Genomic DNA, 16,027 nt, shown 5'->3' with positions numbered 1-16,027 from the left:
AACTGAATATGTGATGAGGTAAAAGGTGAGTAACCTGATCCGGGCACTTCAGGAAAAGGCCGTCTCCATGCCGGAGAAAAAGGCTTTTGTATCCCTTGGCAGAGACGGCAGTGAGCTGGCATCCATTTCCTTCAGGGAACTGGATGCCCAGGCACGCTGCGTTGCCTTCAGGTTGCAGTCCATGGGCCTGTCCGGTCGCCCCATGGTCATGCTGATGGAAAACAGGATCAGCCTCGTCGTGGGCTTTTTGGGATGTATCTATGCCGGTGTGATCCCCGTGCCAATGCCAGTACCCCGCCATGGAAGGTCCTGGCAGAGGGTCCGGGCAGTGGCCGGCGACTCCGGGGCAGATCACCTCCTTGCCGACCGTCATATCGTGGACCGGATTGCCCGGAGTAAAAAGGAGAGCCTTTTTTCCCCAGAAACTTATCGCTGGATATCGGTGGAGGACCTTGCATCGGAAGGAACTGGCCAATGGACGCACATCGCCCCTGACCCCCATGACCTGGCCTTCCTCCAGTATACGTCCGGCAGCACAGGCACCCCCAAGGGGGTGATGATCAGCCACGGCAACCTTTTGGAAAACACCCTGGCCTTTTCCCGCCATTTCGGGCTGTCCCGCCAAAGCGTCAGCGTCTCCTGGCTGCCCCTGTTCCATGACATGGGGCTTGTGGCCCATGTTGTCCAGCCTGTGGTCCTGGGCTGCACGTCGGTACTTCTCGACCCCTTGTCCTTTATCATGAAGCCGGTGTCCTGGCTTCGGGCCATGTCAACCCATGGCGGCACGTTTTCCGGGGCGCCGAATTTCGCCTACGAACTCTGCGCACGGGAAATCCCGGACCGGGATGTTGCCGGACTGGATCTAAGCTCCTGGAGCACTGCCTATTCCGGATCCGAACCGGTGAGGCGCTCCACCCTTGAGCTCTTTTATGCCAGATTCAAGTCGGCAGGGTTCAGACGCACCGCCTTTTCTCCAGGTTACGGCCTGGCCGAGGCGACCTTGATTGTCTCGGTTAAACCCGCAGGAAAAACCTACGTATCACGTGGGCATTCCAAAGTCCGCAAAGCACCCGGGAAGGGGCACCTGTTCCTTTCCGGGGACATGATAAGCTGCGGATCTGCCACGGGAGATCACCAGATCAGGATCGTCGACCCCGACTCCGGAGTCGATTTGAACGATGGCGAGATTGGAGAGATCTGGGTCAGCGGAAGCAGTGTTGCCAAAGGATACTGGAAGAATCCGGGGCTTACGGCGCAATTCTTCGTCCGGGGGGACAACTCGGCACGCCTCTGGTTTCGCACCGGCGATCTTGGGTTGCTCGAAGACGGAGAACTCTATGTTGCAGGGCGGCTCAAGGATGTTCTCATCATCAACGGGGAAAACTATTTTGCCGAAGACATGGAACACACGATTTCCATGTGCCATGAAGGGTTCCGGTCGGGGGGATGCGCCCTGTTCCCGGTCGAGACAGGCCATGGCGAGCACCCGGTGGCGGCCTGTGAAATCGCATCGGAGGCATCACCGGAGACACGGCAGGACATGGTTGAAGCAGCCTGCCGCGCCGTCATGGAAACCCACGAAATCCCCTTATATGACCTGGTATTCAGCTTGCGAGGAAAGTTACCCAGGACAACCAGCGGAAAAATCAAAAGGCACCGGTGCCGCCAGCAGTACATGGATCGCCGCCTGGCCCTGCCCTTTGGCCCATCGTCCCACCCCAGCCTTATAAGAAACCGAATGGAGGAAAGCCATGACTGCCCCAAAAGCCTTTCATCCGAAAGGTCTTTACACGATTCCCTGGTCGGGTCGTAACAATGCAAACGGATGGATCGAACCGACAACCCAGTGCCAGCTCCGCTGTCCCGGCTGCTATCGGGGCGTTTCGGAAAACGGGTATGCCCCCTCCCATGCGGATCTTGACGACCTCAAGGAGCAGGTTGCGTTCCTCATAAAGAAACGAAACGTCCAGACCATCTCCATTGCAGGGGGAGAACCCCTGCTCTACCCGGAGCTGGATGCCTTGGTGGCCCATATCAAAAGCCAGGATGTGAAGGTCGGGCTTTTGACCAACGGGTTGCTTTTGGATGAAGCGAAGCTGAACCACTTAAAGAAGATCGGAGTGGATTGCATTCAGCTCCATGTGGACAAATTCCAGGGACGGGGAGAGGACGAAGCCCAGGTCAATCAGCTCCGAGCCGACTTCTGCCGAATGTTTCGAAAGGTCTCCGATATTCATCTTGGGTTCATCATGCCCGTTTCCGAACAAACCGTCTCCGACCTGGAGGTGTTGGCACCGTTTTTCAGAGAACATTCCGACATCATCGATACGGTCACCCTGACCGTCTACAGGGAGGAGATCCTGAGCCCCGACAAGGAGCGTCACCAGGAGAACCTGCATGGCCTTCTGGAAAAGATCCGTAAGGAGCTTTGCCTTACCTGGTGTGCCTGGATCCCCAAACTGTACAACGATGACTTCGGGTGGCTGTATGCATCCACGGTTTTCCGAAACGGGAAACCATGGAAAACCGTGACGCCAAGCATGTTTCAGTCCATTCAGGAGAACCATTTTCAAACCCGGGGCCGGTACAAATTTACCCCATTTGATAAGCGTTCCCCCATACTCGATCACCAGGGTGTATCCATTCAGACCGTGATTGTGGTGAATCTTCCCGTCCGGCTTTCCCAGGGATGGAACCTGTGCCGGGGCTGCCCCGATGCCATGGTGTACCAGGGCAAGCTGGTGCCGTCGTGCCTTCTTGAACACGTCAAAAAAGGAGAAGATATCACGGTATTTGAAGCGTGTTGCGAAGACTGCTGTGGTTAGAAAGCCTTTGAGACCGCTGCCGTAAAGGGTCTCTGCGGTGCCTTGGGAATTCATTGCCAGACACAGTTCACATGGGAGGAGAGATGAAAACAGAGCCGGAAATCCTGCAGTTCCTCAAAAATCGACTGTCAGCACAATTGCGAATGACACCGGATGAAATCCTTGTTGACGTCCCTTTGGACACCCATTACGGACTGAGCTCCATGGATCTTTTAGCCCTTGGAGGCTGGCTGGAAGACTGGCTGGGGCTGGAGCTGGACCCCACGGTCCTGTTCGAAACCAGAACCCTTCGGGGAATGGTGCTGGCCGTCCCTCAAAGAGAAGAGGCCTGACCATGCCCTATTACATCGGCCTTGCCAACACCTGCCACGACCCTGCCGTTGCCGTTGTCTCGCCGGAAGGAGACCTGGTCTTTGCCCAGGCCCTGGAGCGCTATTTCCAACAGAAAAGGGCCTGGGACCTGCCCCCGGATCACGGGGGATACCTCCGGGATGTCCTCCGGGCCCATTGCGCCCCCCGTGAAGGCGTGGTCGTCGCCACCTGCTGGCGTACCCCGGGGTTGTTGGGCAAACCGTTTGATGCGCCCCCTTCCCTCAGCCCGGGCAACCGACAAGGCGAGTCTCTGCTCCGGGAATCAGACGGCCAATGGCTGATGTGGTCCCAGAAAAAAGCCTATGAAGGCTGCGGCACTCACCTGTCCTATCTTCTGTCCCACTATTTCGATTGTGACAAAATCGAGATCCGTTCCTATGACCATCACCTGACCCATGCGGCCAATGCCTGCTTCACCTCCCCCTTTAACCGGGCCCTATGCGTGATCGCCGATGGTGAAGGGGAGATCGGGTCGGTTTCCAGCTACCTTTACGACCAGGAGGCCTTAACCCCCCTGGGACGGTCCTGGGGACCGGGAAGCCTCGGAGCCTATTACGCCAAACTGACAGAATGGTGCGGGTTTGACTGGCGCAAGGGCGAAGAGGGTAAGGTCATGGGGCTGGCCGCCTACGGTCAACACCGCGCCCAGCTGGAAAAGGAGCTGGCCTCCCTGGTACGCTACGACAACGGGCAACTGCTCCAGGGCAGGAAACGGGACCTGGCTCAAGTGCTCCGTCGCCTTGAAGGCGGGGGCGGATTTACAAGGGAAGATATGGCCTGTACCGGCCAGCAGGTGTTTGAAGAGCGGATGCTGGCGCTACTCCAGGGGGTGTATCACCGTGGCGGATCGACAAACCTGGTGTTGGGGGGCGGCTGCGCGCTGAACTCCTCCTTCAACGGCAAAATCCTTCGGAAGACCGGGTTCGAAGCCGTCCATGTTCCCTGTTCGCCGGCAGACGACGGCAATGCCGCCGGTGCCGCCATGCTGGCCTTTATGAGCGATCGCCGCGAACACAAAGCACAAATAAACCATGGTCCCTGGGCCTCCCCCTACCTTGGCTCCGAGATGGACCCAAAAGCCATGACACGGCTGACACGCTCTTTCCCCCCCGGCAGGATCTCCCACCACCCCGGCACCATCCATGAAAAAGCAGCCCAACGCCTCTCCCGGGGCCAGATCCTGGGCTGGGTCCAGGGCCGGGCCGAGTATGGCCCAAGGGCCCTGGGGAACAGATCCATCCTGGCGGATCCCCGCAACGGCACCCTCAAGGACCGCATCAACCGGGAGGTCAAGTTTCGGGAGGATTTCAGGCCCTTTGCTCCGGCAGTGCTGGCGTCCGAAACCCATCGCTGGTTTCAGTTCGGAATGGAATCCCCCTACATGTCCTTTACCCTGCCCTTCCAATCGAGCAAGGTCGACGATGTTCCAGCCGTGGTCCATAAAGACGGCACCGGAAGATTGCAGACGGTCCATGGGGAGGCCAACCCGGCATTCCATGGCCTCATCACCCACTTCCATCAATTGACCGGCATCCCCCTGGTCCTGAACACCAGCATGAACATCATGGGAAAGCCCCTGGTTCACAGCCTGGAAGATGCCGTGGGCCTGTTCTTCACCACGGGCCTGGATGCCCTGGTGATCGGTGATTACCTCATCCGAAAAGAGGCGTGATGCTGTTTTACGCTCCTGAATTCATCTTTCTCTTTTTGCCTGTGGCCCTAACCGGCTATTTTCTCCTCGGCCGGAAAAGCGCTGGATATGCCCGAGGCTGGCTGCTTGCCTCTTCCCTCGTCTTTTATGCCCTGGGTACGTCCGCCAACCTGGTCCTTCTCCTTATATCCATCGGGGCCAACTTCTACCTGGCCAGGACCTTTGCAGAAGAAAGGGTCGGGTCCAAGGTCAAAAAAGGACTTCTGTGGTCAGGGATCGTGCTGAACCTGGGTGTTCTGGTCTATTACAAGTGCCAGGGGCTGCTCTTCGTTGAGATCCCTTCGGGCAGCCAGAACGCCTTTATGGACATCCTTATTCCATTGGGCCTGTCGTTTTTTACCCTTCAGCAGATCGCCTTTCTCGTGGACACGTACAAGGGAAAGATCAAAGAGACGCGGCTGTTTCGTTACGCCCTGTTCGTCAGTTTTTTCCCCCAGCTCATTGCCGGCCCCATCGTCCGGTACCAGGAGCTGGTTCCTCAGCTGAAACGGAAAGAGACCTTCAGGTTTCATGTCGAGCACCTTGCCGTGGGCTCCTTTGTCTTTACCCTTGGGGTGCTGAAAAAAGTGCTCATTGCAGACAGCCTGGCCCCCATGGTGGGATCCATTTTTCACGCAGCAGCCCAGGGGCAGGAGGTGTCCATGGCCGCCGCCTGGCTGGGCAGCGTGGGGTTTTACCTCCAGCTCTACTTTGACTTCAGCGCCTATTCGGACATGGCCCTGGGCATTGCGCGGATGTTCGGCCTGGTCCTTCCCGTGAATTTTGACTCCCCCTACCGCAGCCGGAACCTGCCCCAGCTTTTTTTGCGGTGGCACATAAGCCTCTATCGCTTCCTCGCCGATTACCTGATGCTTCCCATGATGGCAGCCATGAAAAAAATGCCCCTGGGCAGCCCGGTGGCCAGGACGCGGTGGTCCGTGTGCACGGCAACCCTTCTGACTTTCAGCCTTTCCGGGCTCTGGCACGGCGCCTCCTGGAATTTTCTTCTGTGGGGGGTTCTCAACGGGGTGATGATGGTTCTGTTTTTCCTCCACGGATCGTTTTTCCCAAAAAAGAAAGCTGCGAAGACTCATAAATACTGGGGAACGGCCGCAACGGCTTTTTTTTGCCTTTTTGTATCCGTGGTATTCCGGTGCCAGAGCCTGGACCAGGCCAAGGTCCTCTTCAAAGCCATGGCAGGGTGTGGCCTTGTGTCCCTGCCCAGAGCCCTGGAGCCTGCCCTGGGATGGCTCTCGGTTTTCGGGATCAAATTCCACGGGGTTTTTGACGGCATCGTCCTGGCCCAGTCCAAATGGGTTTTCTCCGGCACCCTGATTATGGCCCTGGGGATAGCCTTTGCCTGCCCCAATGTCTATGCCCTTTCCACCCGCATCGGCTCCGGCATCCCCCCCCAAACGCATGACGAATCTTCATGGAGCCGGTGGTACAGGGAACCCTCTGCAGCCGTGCTCGTTGGGATGGCTCTTGGCCTGGCGCTGATGATCAGCCAGGTGGTGGATCCGGGTGGCTGCGGCAGTGGTGATTTTATCTATTTCCATTTTTGAAACGAGGGACCCCATGTTCACCTCCTACCTGACACGCCTGTGCCTGCTCACCGCCCTTTTTCTCGGGGGCATCGGAGCCGTTAACTTCCGGGCAGATCCCAATGAAGTGTTTATGGGTATAAAAGGAGCTGATGAGAAGCGGCTGGTGGTGTTCCCATCCCGAAGGACCTGGGCCAACGTCACCATCAACCGGGTGCGCCATGGGGGCTATCAGACATTGGTCATGGGAAATTCCAGGGCCTGGATGGGTATTGACCCAGACTACCCCGCACCGGACGGCAACATCTACAATGCTTCCTTTTCCGGGTGCAGCCTGGAAAACATGCACACGGTGCTGCGGTTCATGTGGGACAAAAACACACTGTCCACCATCATCATCGGCCTGGACTTTACCATGGAACGAAAAGTAAACGATTTAACCAACGATGATTTTACACCGGTCAGTGCCCTGCAAAGCGCCCTGGGCTTCCAGACCCTGAAAGATTCCCTGGCGACCCACAAAGAAAAATGGTCTCAATCTCACCGCGTCCTGTCCAACGGCTTCAGGCCAACCCCACCCAAACAACAGCCACCTGAAAAGTACCGATCTTATCTGGACCAGGCCGAGCGCTCCTTTCGAGAGGTGTCAACCGTCCCCGTGGACCAGGGCAGGGGCTGGTTCTATCTGGAGCGCATCGTCAACGAATGCCGGACCCGGAATATCCGGCTCATCCTCTTTGTGTCCCCTTTTCACGCAGAGATTCTGGATCGCATGGCGGCATGCGGCGTCTACGACGACTTTGAGACCTGGATGCGAAAAGTGGTGGACATCGCCCATGGGGGCCCCAGCGCAAACCGATCCGATGTGGCGGTATGGCAGTTCTGCGGATACAACCCCATCACAACGGAGCCGTTTCCCGACACAACCTCGGTGGATGGCATGCGGTGGTATTTTGAAGCCAGCCACTACAAACCCGAGGTGGGGAACCTGATCCTGGACAGGATCTTTGAAAGGCCCTCCCCTTCCATGCCGGAAGGGTTCGGCATCAGGCTCACCCGGAAGAATATCGACCTCTGCTGTGAGAAAATCCGGACTGACCTCATGGTTCGGACCTCAACCTGCCTGAATACCCCCTCAAAGCACTGACACAAAAAAAGGGAGCGCCCCCAGGTTTGAAAACCAGGAACGCTCCCTTTTGATTTCTTAAAGAGCCAGACTGCCTTTGCGGTTAGTCCACCATCTGGTTGGGCAGGTAGAAGACAATGTCCGGGAAGGCCGTAATGGCGATCACCATAAGGATCATGATGACGAAAAAGGGGAAGGTGGCCTTGAGGATGTCCCCCACCTTCTCGCCTGAGATCCCTTCGATGACAAAGATGCTGAAGCCCACCGGGGGCGTGATCTGGGAGAGTTCCACCATGAAAACGAGAAAAATCCCGAACCACAGGGGGTGAAACCCTGCGGCCACCACAATGGGCAGCACGATGGGAAGGGTCATCACCACAATGGAGATCCCGTCCAGGATCATGCCCAGGAAGAGGTACATGATGGCGATGACAAAGATCAGCACATAGGGAGAGAGCCCCAGACCCGTGATGTAAAGACTCAAGGCACGGGCAATGCCCACAAACCCCACCACCTGGGAGAGAAAGGCCGCTCCCACGATGATAAAAGAGATCATGGAGGTGGTCTTCACGGCGGAGAGCACCGCCTCCCGAAAGTTTTCCACGGTCAGGTTCTTAAACCACACCGCAAGGATCAGGGCCCCCACCACACCGATGGCAGCCGCCTCCGTGGGGGTGGTGATCCCCATGTAGATTCCGCCTAACACCACGATGATGAGCAGAAGCACGGGAAACAGCTCCCGGGAGGCCGCGATCTTCTCTTTGAAGGTGTGGCTCTCCTCTTCTTTCGGCATGACGTTGGGGTCCATCATGGCGCGCACCATGATATAGGCGGCGTAGGCCGATGCCAGGCACAGGCCGGGAATGACCCCGGCAATGAAGAGCTTGCCGATGGAGGTATCTGAAAGGATCCCGTAGATAATCATGATCAGGCTGGGCGGGATGAGAAACCCCAGGGTCCCGGCCCCTGCCAGAGAGCCGATGGCGATGCTGCGGTCGTAGCCCCTCTTGGAGAGCTCATCCAGGGTGATCTTCCCCACGGTGGCCGTGGTGGCGGCACTGGACCCAGACACCGCGGCAAATAAGGAGCAGGCCACCACGTTGATGTGGAGCAGGCGGCCGGGAATCCCTGCCAGCCAGGGCTGAAGGCCGTTCAGCAGCCGGGTGGAGATCTGGGTACGGTAAAGAATCTCCCCCATGAGGATAAAAAGCGGCAGGGCCGTCAGGGACCAGGAGTTGGTGCTGTTCCAGATGGAGTTGGCCAGAAGGCCGCCGATCTTGTCCCAGACTGAAATGGTGGGGGGCAGGTTGAGTTTGAACATCAACATCCCCATCACCCCGGCCCCCATAAGGGAAAAGCCGATCCAGAGGCCGGACAACAGGAGCAGAAACATCACCCCGAACAGCAAAAAGGTTAGAATTAGCGGATCTGAAACGATGACAACCTCCTCAAAAAATCACCGGTAAGCTGCAGGATCAGCTGCAAAAGGCCCACCGGGATGACCAGCTGGGGAATATAAATGGGGGTTTCGGAGATGGAGTCGGCCGTCATGCCCAGGTCCCAGACGTCATAGGTCATGAGAACGGCATGGTAAAGCGCAAAACCGGTAAGGGCAATGGCCCCGGCCAGAACCGCCAGGTCCAGCACCGTAAGGGCCGGCTCGGGCAGTTTACCCCGCAACAGGGAGATCCGGATGTGGGCCCCCTCTTTCATGGAAAAAGAGAGCCCCATCATGACCACCACAACAAAAAAGTAGGCACTGTACTCGTCACCGATGAGGGTGGAGGCGTCAAAAAGGGTCCTCGCACAGATCTCCACGGTAATCAGCGCCACGATGAGAAGCATGAACAGGCCGGAGACATAGCCCCCGGCCTTGGAGCACGCATCACTGAGTGAGATGAGTTTTTTCATGGTCTACTTTATGTAAGTGTTTAAAAGGGCCTTCTCGGCTTTTTTGGCCTTCTTGAGAAACTTCTTCTGGATGGCCAGGGCGGCGGCATCCAGCTCGGCGGTAAGCTCGGGGCTCTCGGGGGTCACGGTGATGCCCTCGGCGGCAATGGCCTTCAGGGCCTCTTCGCTTCGTGCCTGAGAGGCCGCCCACTGGGCTGCTTCGGTTTCGGACGCGGCTTTCAGCATGGCTGCCTGCTGGTCCTTGGACAGGGCGTTCCAGTAGTCGAGGTTGATGGTGACCATGTTCAGGGGGTAGGCGTAGTTGATGGGCTCAAAGTGGCTGAGGACTTCCCAGAATTTACCATTCTTGGCGGATTCGGAAGATGTCAGGACCGAGTCGATCATGCCGGTACGAAGGGAGGCGTACACCTCGCCCCAGGGCATGGACAGGGGCATGGCACCCAGGGCGCGGAGGAACTCGGCGCCGTTCTTGTCGTAAGTCCGGGTCTTGATGCCGTCAATATCGGCGCGGGTGACAATGGCTTTTTTGGTGACCAGGCCGCTGGGGGGCCAGGGCGCGGCATAGAGGAGCTTCTGGTTCCACCTGCGGGCGGATTTTTCATAGAGGGGCTTGCAGTCTGCATACAGGGCCTTGGCTTCGTCATAGGACTTGACCAGACGGGGCAGGGAGCTGACGCCGAACACATGGGCGCTGCCGGCCACGACACCCATGAGGATGTCGGACATGGGAACCTGGCCGTCCTTGACCACCTTCAAAAGCTCGGGTCCCTTAAAACCAAGGCTGCCGCCGGGATGAACCGTGATGAGAACAGAACCGTTGGAGTGGGCTTCAACACGCTTGGCAAAATCCATGGCACCCTGGGTATGGAAGCTGGTGGCGCCGTAGACGGCGTTTAAATCCAGCTTCATGGCTTCGGCCATGGCAGCGCTGCCGGTAAAAAGGACGAGAATCGTCACAACAAACAGTGTCTTTATACTCTTCATGAATCAAACACTCCTTAAATGCTCAGTTTAATGGGTTCATTCTTCCCGATGCACTGCCTTGGCTTATGCATCGACTACGGTCACACAGGGCTCGGGGCTTGTTATCGCCTGTCCCGAGCCCGCCCCGTTACAGGGCCAAATCCATTCCCTTGAGGGTCAAGAGCTTCTCGTGGCGAGCCACGGTGATTCTGTGGGCCTCCTCCACGAAAACTCTCTGAAATCGGATGGTCTGTCCGGGCAGCGCCTGGGCCACCCGGGAAATGTCGTCGGAGATCACCGAAGCGATCTTGGCGTACCCCCCCACGGTCTGCTCCCGGAGCAGGATAATGGGGTCGCCCCCTTCGGGCACCTGGACGCCACCCGGAAGGCTGGGCTCGGAGATGATGCTCTTGGGCATCCCCTCCTTTCGGATCACCTTGGGGCCTTCCAGTCGATACCCCATGCGGTTTGCCTGGTTGGTGACGGTAAACTCCCGGCTGAAAAACAGGGACAGCCCCTCATCAAAAAAGTCGTCCTGGGGCCCGGCCACCGCCCGAAGTTCAATGGAGGAGCCGTATACGGGTCTGAAGGCCTCGGGAATCTGCCGCAGGGGCACCTTCGCCCCGGGAACAAACCCGCAGATCATGTCCCCATGGGCCAGGACCCGGCCTTCGTATCCCCCGAACTTGCCCCCCACATAGCAGCTGCGGCTGCCCATGACCTCAGGCACGTCAATACCCCCGGAGACAGCCAGGTACCCCCGGCAGCCCGAAGAGGCCATGCCCACAGCCACCACATCGCCGGACGAAACAGCAAAGGATCGCCAGCAGGGCACGGAGGCACCGTTGACCTTCACGTCCATGGTGGCCCCGCACAGGGCCAGGGTGCAGGGAGAAAGAATCTCCAGGGTGGCACCGCAGAAGGTCATCTCCAAAAGAGCGGCACCGTCCGGGTTGCCCACCAGAAGGTTGGCCAACACCGCCGCGCGGGTGTCCAGAGCCCCTGAAGGCGGCACGCCGAAGCGCTGATATCCGTATCGCCCCAGATCCTGAACCGTGGTCATGGGACCGGGCTCCTTGACGCGGAAAACTTCAACGGAAGTACTCATGCCCTCACCTCCCCGGCTTCCATGGCCGCAAATGCCTCTGCGGAGACAGGGACAAACCGCAACAGGTCCCCCGCTTTGATGTAAAAGGGGTCCCTCCGGTTCGGGTCAAAGAGACGAATGGGGCACCGGCCGATGAGCTGCCACCCCCCGGGGCTCTCCATGGGGTAGATCCCGGTCTGGTTGTTGGCGATCCCCACGGACCCTGCCGGTACCCTGGTGCGGGGCGTGGCCAGGCGCGGTGTGTGGATCGTCTCGGAAAGCCCCCCCAGATAGGGAAACCCCGGCGTAAACCCCAGCATGTAGACAGGGTAGAGAGGCTCGGCGTGAATCCGGATCACCTCCTCCTCGGAAAGCCCGTTGTGGGATGCCACGTAGGCAAGGTCCTCCCCGAAATCACCGCCGTAACACACCGGAACCTCCACCACTCTGGGCTCAAGGGTTTCGGTTTCCCCCATCCGTTCATCAAGGGCCCTGAGGTATCTCTCAAGGAGCTCAGGGCCTGTTTTCACAGGGTCATAAGAGACGATCAGCGATCGGTAGGTGGGAATCACCTCCACCACGCCCACCGGCGCACAGATGGCAAGGGACCCGCACAGGGCCCGGATCTTCTGGCTGGCCTCCGGGTTGATGGTGGCGGAGAGCTCCATGAGAAGCCCCCGGTCCCCCACGCACCGGATAATCGGTTCCTTCAGCAGCCCGTCGGGCTGGGTATCTTCACACGTACTCATACTGCTTTTACGATCACTCCGGATGTTTCAAGGGTGCTGCGAATGGAGCGCACCAGGGTTGCCGCTTCGGGCGTGTCCCCGTGAAGGCAGAGGGTCTCTGCTTCAATCTCGATGGTGTTGCCGTCGGTGTCCACCACCCGCTGCTCCTCGGCCATCATCAGGGCCCGCTCGGCGATCTCCGAAGGATCGGTCTTCACCGCCCCTTCCATACTACGCGGCGCCAGGTTCCCTTCCGGGGTGTACGCCCTGTCGGGAAAGGCTTCAAAAACCACGCGCAGACCGTTCTCGCGGCAGATGCGGGCCATGTTCTGCCCCTTTTTTCCGGCCAGGACAAAAACGGGAATGGCCGTATCAATGGAGGCCACGCCCTCGGCAATGCCCCGGGCCACGGTCTCGTCGACCATGGCGTTGTTGTAAAGGGCGCCGTGGGGTTTCACATGGCTGATATCGATTCCGTGGGTGGAGCAAAAGCCCCGTAACGCACCCACCTGATAGACAATGGCGTTGCGAAGTTCCTCAAAGGAAAGCTCCATAAAACGCCGCCCGAACCCCATGGGGTCGGGATACCCGGGGTGGGCTCCGGTCTTGACGCCCTGTTCCACAGCCATCCGGACGGTTCGTTCCATGACGGACGGGTCCCCGGCGTGCCAGCCGCAAGCGATGTTTGCCGATGTAATATGGGGCATGACCGCTTCGTCGGCCCCGATGCGATACGAGCCAAAGCTCTCGCCCATGTCGCAGTTCAGATCAATGGATTTCATGGGGGTGTCGCTCCTGCCTGCCCACCCGGCAGAACCGGATCAGACAGCACAATATAGTGAAATCATGAAAAACAGCAGGCCCCACCCGAGCGGGATCAGAATGCCTTATTTCGCACGACAAACGCACAAAACCCATGCCAGCACGTTAAAACAGATCAAACAATGCGAAAGCACGGGATAAGGAATCGTCTACTGTTTTTATATATATTTATCGATTTTAGTAAGACGGAATCTATAAAGCCCCCGGAAAAATGTCAAGAATAAAGCTCGGACCCGGGCTGCTTTCGTATTGTTAAACATCCTGCCGCTCCATTTTCCGAAACCAACACCCCCTTTGCAAAACCAGGGCCGCGCCTCCGTGCTCTCCCCCGTGGAAAGCGACGATCCCCCGGTAACAATTCCCTTGACTCAGTCAGGAATTCCAGGAACAAAACCCAAGGAAAACCGACATCGTCCTTTATCTTCCCAAAGCGTTGGAGAAAGCAATTCTCCGCCATACAAAAAAAGCCCCTGAAACCAAACCGGCTCCAGGGGCTTTCTTATCATTCATACAGGCCATGCCACCGACACCCCGCAGGGCCGCCGAAGGCATCGTTCTTCTATGGCAACGCCCCGGGCTACAGGGAGTTCAGGCTGAGGGTCATGGGCTTGTCTTCTTCCAGCTCCCCCCTGAACCGAATGGCCCCGGGCTTTCGGTACGGATCCGGACCGGTGCTGGCGGCCATCCATTTCTCCCGCATGGCCTTGACCAGGCGAAAGGCATTGGAGTCCAGCTCCACCACGCTCTTTTCCAGTACCAGCTTCATTTTTCCGCCACGCTCCTCCAGGTGCATGAGGGGAGCAACGGGGATCCCGATGGGCTCCCACTCCTCAAAGGGCTTCTCCAGGTTCCGGATGCCCACCATCTGCCCGGTGCTGCCCCCGGCAATGAGGCTGAAGGCGGTCATGCCCAGGTTATAGGTATAGGTGCAGTCGAACTTGGTGGGATCCGAGCCCCGGCCGTCGTAGCCGTAAAAATGGGTCTGGACCTTGAGCTTGGGAACGGATTTTTCGTAGATCTTCACGATGGCTGCGGGTACCGGATCTTCTTCCTCCAGAAGTTCCGCCCTCACCAGGGCCTGCTTCAGGGTCTTCAGGGAGATCAGCTCCTCCTTAACGAGGAGGAAATGCCCCACCCCGTAGTTTCGGAACAGCACGGGCCCGTAGGATTCATCGCTGAGGCCGGCACGGGCAAGCGTATTGCTGAAATAGGAGTCTTCAATGCCCACCTTGTAGCGCCCCTTCTCCTTGAGGATGCCCAGGTAGTCCTTGACAAGCTCCAGGATCACCCGGTCGGTCTCCACCTGGGAGAACTGGAAGTTGCCGTGGCTGTCCCGCTCCATGAGGAGACCGGCCTTGAAAAACTCGGGGATATCGCTGAAAAGCTCGTCGTCCCGGGCGTTCCAGATAGTCGCGGGGCCGGTCTTGCGGATCCCCCTCACCAGACGCCTCAGGTATTCAAGCTTGGCGTCCAGGCTGATGAAATCCGAATGGAAGTCGGTGTCGTGGACGTCGTTGTATTCGGAGATGATGGTGTTGAGCTTGATGATAAAGACCTGGACCTCGTTGATGAACTCCAGGACCCCTTCGGGGATCACCACCACCCCGTAGTTTTTCCCCACGGCAGCGCGGCGGACAATGGCGTCGCACACCACGCGGGAAAGATGGCGAAGGGTCATGCCGTAGGCGGTGTAATCCACGGTGCCTTCGGCGCGTGCTTTTTCAACACGGTCGTGATCCACGTACTCGGCCAGGTCCTCACCGATGAGGGTCAGGTTGGCGTGGGTCTGAAGGGCCACCTCCAGAGCAAGATGACTGGCCACACGGCCCATGACCTTGCAGAAGTGCCAGTACTTGACATCGGAGCTGCCGTCGGTGCAGAGATCACCGATGTTCCGGGCAAAGGAGCGGGCCGCGCTGTGGAAGCCGAAGGAGATGGCGCACAGGCTCTTGCCGTCGGCATCTTTAACCTGGATGTCACCGTCAATGGTCTTGGGCACCCCGATCACCTGGATGCCTTCATCGATCATGGCCTCGGCCATGAAGGCAGCATTGGTGTTGGAGTCGTCGCCCCCCACCACCACCAGGGCATCAAGGCCCAGCTTCTTGCAGGTGGCGATGGACAGGCGCATCTTGGTGCGGGTGTCGATCTTGGTACGGCCGGTCTTGATCATGCAGAAGCCGCCCAGGTTCCGATACTTGTTCACCCTCTCGTCGGTAAGCTCGCAGACATTGCCCTCAATGATCCCGTCCTGTCCGAGGATGAAGCCGTAAACCCGGTTTTCGGGGTTCGCTTTTTTGGCGGCGTCGTACAGCCCGGCAATGACGTTGTGGCCCCCGGGGGCCGGCCCACCGGAAAAGACAATACCGATGGTCCTGGGACGGGCGTACCCTTCAACCTCGCCACCGGATGCCGGCACCACCTTCTCCACGCGGTTGTCAATCAGGTGCGGCAACTGCTCACTCGCCGCCTTGTTGATGTCAAACCGGTACTGGTTCTGGGGTTCCAGGGCGGTGGGCCCGTTTTCAAACACCTCGCACCGGGGCGGGGTGTAGGCTCGTCGTTCCATGACATCCAGGCTGTCTCCGTCAATGATCTGTCTTGCGCAGTCGTTTATAAGGAGGTCATCCAGGCTCATCACAGGTTTTTCAGACATAAGTGTCTCCGTATAATCGCTCGATTCGGCGGGTACAGGCCGATCCGTATAAAGGGACGATGCATCATCGCCCCTGTGGACATCATAAAGTAAAAACCCGCACACGATCGAGCCGTGTGGGGGCCAGTCTTATGGCAGGCACAATACATTCCGGCCTGCTTTATTAAGTATTGCTATAGCAGACAGTTAAAACAGGATGCAAGAAGCAATCCATCAAATTGGCCTGTCACCGGGGCCGAGGCCAGGCGCTTTAAAATAAATCATCGAAGAGATTCAGGCGGTTCCGCCAGCTTTACATCCCCA

At 58.2% G+C, this 16,027-nt stretch carries 13 protein-coding genes; 6 read left to right on the top strand and 7 right to left on the bottom strand.

Annotated features, from left to right (window positions below; all coding sequences use genetic code 11):
• Positions 1 to 25 precede the first annotated feature (25 nt).
• From MSL71_RS18900 to MSL71_RS18875, 6 genes are all read left to right on the top strand, one after another.
• Entirely contained in the window at positions 26 to 1,813 is a 1,788-nt protein-coding gene (locus MSL71_RS18900; protein WP_180143394.1) for a fatty acyl-AMP ligase, read from the top strand.
• Entirely contained in the window at positions 1,752 to 2,825 is a 1,074-nt protein-coding gene (locus MSL71_RS18895) for a radical SAM family protein (protein ID WP_180143393.1), read from the top strand. Before MSL71_RS18900 ends, MSL71_RS18895 begins: the two co-directional genes overlap by 62 nt.
• An 83-nt stretch (positions 2,826 to 2,908) precedes the next feature.
• Positions 2,909 to 3,157 carry an acyl carrier protein gene (locus MSL71_RS18890; protein ID WP_180143391.1) on the top strand — a complete coding sequence of 83 codons (249 nt, stop codon included), beginning with the start codon at positions 2,909 to 2,911 and terminating at the stop codon, positions 3,155 to 3,157.
• A 2-nt stretch (positions 3,158 to 3,159) separates the two neighbouring features.
• Positions 3,160 to 4,869, top strand: coding sequence for a carbamoyltransferase family protein (locus MSL71_RS18885; RefSeq protein ID WP_180143389.1), 1,710 nt, complete (start codon positions 3,160 to 3,162; stop codon positions 4,867 to 4,869).
• Positions 4,869 to 6,452, top strand: a complete 1,584-nt coding sequence (locus MSL71_RS18880) for an MBOAT family O-acyltransferase (RefSeq protein WP_180143387.1) — start codon at positions 4,869 to 4,871, stop codon at positions 6,450 to 6,452. Before MSL71_RS18885 ends, MSL71_RS18880 begins: the two co-directional genes overlap by 1 nt.
• 13 nt (positions 6,453 to 6,465) lie before the next feature.
• Positions 6,466 to 7,578 (top strand): hypothetical protein, encoded by a 1,113-nt coding sequence (locus MSL71_RS18875; protein ID WP_180143385.1) that lies wholly within the window; start codon positions 6,466 to 6,468, stop codon positions 7,576 to 7,578.
• Positions 7,579 to 7,660: 82 nt separating this feature from the next.
• On the opposite strand, the gene MSL71_RS18870 is transcribed toward MSL71_RS18875, so the two are convergent.
• The 7 genes from MSL71_RS18870 to MSL71_RS18840 form a co-directional block, all read right to left on the bottom strand.
• Positions 7,661 to 8,950: a TRAP transporter large permease gene (locus MSL71_RS18870; RefSeq protein WP_246317830.1), complete on the bottom strand. Its 1,290-nt coding sequence runs from the start codon at positions 8,948 to 8,950 to the stop codon at positions 7,661 to 7,663.
• Positions 8,951 to 8,976: 26 nt separating this feature from the next.
• Entirely contained in the window at positions 8,977 to 9,468 is a 492-nt protein-coding gene (locus MSL71_RS18865) for a TRAP transporter small permease subunit (RefSeq protein WP_180143383.1), read from the bottom strand.
• Positions 9,469 to 9,471: 3 nt separating this feature from the next.
• Entirely contained in the window at positions 9,472 to 10,452 is a 981-nt protein-coding gene (locus MSL71_RS18860; RefSeq protein ID WP_180143381.1) for a TRAP transporter substrate-binding protein, read from the bottom strand.
• A gap of 127 nt (positions 10,453 to 10,579) precedes the next feature.
• On the bottom strand, positions 10,580 to 11,539 hold the full coding sequence (locus tag MSL71_RS18855; protein ID WP_180143379.1) for a 5-oxoprolinase subunit C family protein: 960 nt from the start codon (positions 11,537 to 11,539) through the stop codon (positions 10,580 to 10,582).
• Positions 11,536 to 12,267 (bottom strand): 5-oxoprolinase subunit PxpB, encoded by a 732-nt coding sequence (gene pxpB, locus MSL71_RS18850; RefSeq protein ID WP_180143377.1) that lies wholly within the window; start codon positions 12,265 to 12,267, stop codon positions 11,536 to 11,538. Before pxpB ends, MSL71_RS18855 begins: the two co-directional genes overlap by 4 nt.
• Positions 12,264 to 13,028, bottom strand: coding sequence for a LamB/YcsF family protein (locus tag MSL71_RS18845; RefSeq protein WP_180143375.1), 765 nt, complete (start codon positions 13,026 to 13,028; stop codon positions 12,264 to 12,266). The genes pxpB and MSL71_RS18845 overlap by 4 nt, the downstream gene beginning before the upstream one ends.
• Before the next feature lie 617 nt (positions 13,029 to 13,645).
• Positions 13,646 to 15,724: a 6-phosphofructokinase gene (locus MSL71_RS18840; RefSeq protein ID WP_180143373.1), complete on the bottom strand. Its 2,079-nt coding sequence runs from the start codon at positions 15,722 to 15,724 to the stop codon at positions 13,646 to 13,648.
• Between the last annotated feature and the right edge of the window lie 303 nt (positions 15,725 to 16,027).

Source organism: Desulfoluna butyratoxydans, assembly GCF_900699765.1.
Taxonomy (GTDB): Bacteria; Desulfobacterota; Desulfobacteria; order Desulfobacterales; family Desulfolunaceae; genus Desulfoluna; species Desulfoluna butyratoxydans.
This window is presented reverse-complemented; position numbering and strand designations above follow the sequence as displayed.